3 protein-coding genes are annotated in these 2,404 nt (G+C 59.7%); 1 reads left to right on the forward strand and 2 read right to left on the reverse strand.

Annotated elements, in window-relative coordinates:
* Positions 1-451: TSUP family transporter (locus tag DBR24_RS20050; RefSeq protein ID WP_146189087.1), on the forward strand; the 451-nt coding region annotated here is incomplete at its 5' end.
* Here the strand turns inward: DBR24_RS20050 and nudC are convergent.
* Both nudC and DBR24_RS20060 read right to left on the reverse strand, forming a co-directional pair.
* Positions 419-1,249 (reverse strand): NAD(+) diphosphatase, encoded by an 831-nt coding sequence (nudC, locus tag DBR24_RS20055; RefSeq protein ID WP_128615626.1) that lies wholly within the window; start codon positions 1,247-1,249, stop codon positions 419-421. The genes DBR24_RS20050 and nudC overlap by 33 nt on opposite strands.
* Before the next feature lie 6 nt (positions 1,250-1,255).
* Positions 1,256-2,068 (reverse strand): crotonase/enoyl-CoA hydratase family protein, encoded by an 813-nt coding sequence (locus DBR24_RS20060; RefSeq protein WP_128615627.1) that lies wholly within the window; start codon positions 2,066-2,068, stop codon positions 1,256-1,258.
* Positions 2,069-2,404: the final 336 nt, after the last annotated feature.

Below are 2,404 nucleotides of genomic sequence, written 5' to 3' on the forward strand. Positions count from 1 at the left end.
CCCGGTGATCGTGTTTGCCTGCGGCCTGTACCTGTTGTTCGGCGGCACACCGAAAGCGCCACTGGACAGCGACGCACCGATCAAAAAGAAATGGCAATCGAGCCAGGGTTTCAGTCTCGGCTTCTATGACGGCGTGGCCGGTCCGGGCACGGGTGCATTCTGGACGGTCAGCAGCCTGTTGCTCTACCCGATCGACCTGGTCAAGGCCAGCGGCGTGGCGCGCAGCATGAACTTCGTCAGCAATATTGCGGCGCTGTCGGTGTTCGTGTTTTCCGGGCAAGTGGACTGGATCATCGGCCTGAGCATGGGCCTGTCGGTGATGGTCGGCGCGTTCTTCGGCGCGCGCACCGCAATCAGCGGTGGCGCCAAATTCATCCGTCCGGTGTTCATCACCGTGGTGTTGGGTCTGACCGTGCGCCTAGCCTGGCAGCACTGGTTCAGCGTGGCCTAAGCGCCGCGCCACGTAGACGTCGATCAGGTAACGGGCAATCGATTTGGACGCCGGCAATGGCGGCAAATTGTGCACGTTGAACCACTGGGCGTCTTCGATCTCGTCTTCCTGGCAGACAATCTCGCCACCGGCGTACTCGGCATGGAAGCCGAGCATCATCGAATGCGGAAACGGCCAGCACTGGCTGCCCATGTACTGAATGTTCTTGACCTCGATCTGCACTTCTTCGCGCACTTCACGAATCAGGCAATCCTCGGCCGACTCCCCCGGCTCGGCAAATCCGGCCAGCGTACTGTAGACCCCAGTGACGAAACGCGGTGAGCGCGCCAGCAGGACCTCGTCGCCCCGGGTGACCAGCACGATCATGCTCGGCGAAATGCGCGGGTAATTGCGCAGTTCGCACGGCTGGCAATGCATCGCCCGCTCCCGCGGCACCTGCGTCATGGCCTGCCCGCAATTGCCGCAAAAACGATGCTCCCGCGCCCAGGTGCCGATCTGTGCGGCATAACCCAAGACCTTGTAGACCGTGTGATCGCCATCGAGCATGAACGCCCGCAGACCTTTCCAGTTGCACCCCGGCACCTCGCTGACACTGTGCAACTCCAGCAGGTACACCGGCTCGCCATCGAGATGGCCAATGCCGTGTTCGGCGAGGATCGACAAGTCCTGACGCTTGAGCCATTCCCGCGGGAACAGCGCGCCGTTGTCATCGAACAAAAACCCTTCGGGGCTGCGCGCCACGGCCCAGCCGCCGGGATGATCGGTGTCCAGTACTGCAGTGGTCCAGCGAGATGTCATGGTTTCTCAATCCAGAAATTCAGGTTTCTGTTTGCTCATATGGGCGGCCATGGCCACGCGCAAGTCGGTGGATTGCAACATGGCGGCGTTCCAGGTGGCAACGTATTCAAGGCCATCGTCGATGCGATGGTCGCGCATGTAGCTGATCATTTCCTTGGTGCCTGTGACGGCAATCGGCGACTTGGCTGCAATCTCGCGAGCGATGTCGAACACGCCCTCGAGCAACGCGTCCTTGTCGCCATAGACACGATTGACTAACCCCATGCTGCGCGCCTCATCAGCACCAAAGGTGCGACCGGTGTAAGCCAGTTCGCGCAGCATGCCGTCTCCGATGATCCGCGGCAACCGTTGCAACGTGCCAACATCGGCGGCCATGCCGATATCGATTTCCTTGATCGAGAACTGCGCGTCTTCGGCAGCGTAACGCATGTCACAGGCCGCGATCAGGTCGATCGCCCCGCCAAGGCAATAGCCCTGAATCGCCGCCAGCACCGGTTTACGGCAGTTGTCGACCGCGTTGAACGAAGCTTGCAAGGCGAGAATCTTGCGGCGTAGCAGACGCGCATTACGGCCGACGTCCTTGCCCAGTTCATTGGCGACGCCGGCGAGCATCATCAGGTCGATACCGGAGGAAAAATGTTTACCGTTGCCACTGAGCACCACCACGCGCACTTCATCGGTGTCATCGACCCACTGAAAAATCTCGACGATCTCACTCCAGAACGCCGCGTTCATCGAATTGATCTTCTCCGGACGATTGATCTGCACATGAGCGATATTGTCGGCCAGTTCGACGCTGAAGGCGGAGTATTGAGACATGGCAGTGATCCTTTACCGGACAGAAAGAGAGGTCCGAACTATAACAAGGCATCACCGTGGCGGTTCGGCCAAATGCGGGACTGTGGAAACCACAGGGCGAAGCAGGCACTGCGCAAGACTGCATCCTTTTAGCCTTGCCTCTGAAAAACAAAATCAAAAGATCGCAACCCTCGGCACACCTACAGGAAACAAGCACACCCACCGAGCCTGGTCGGCTGCCAGCAGCCAGCAGCCGGTCTCCCACAATGACCGAACCAGCCACTAGGCCGAGTGTCAGCTCGCCTGCTCTTGATCTTGATCTTGATCTTCAGGCCCCTTCGGCAGGCTGAGTGGAGG

This window comes from Pseudomonas sp. HMWF006, assembly GCF_003061205.1.
GTDB lineage: Bacteria > Pseudomonadota > Gammaproteobacteria > Pseudomonadales > Pseudomonadaceae > Aquipseudomonas > Aquipseudomonas monsensis.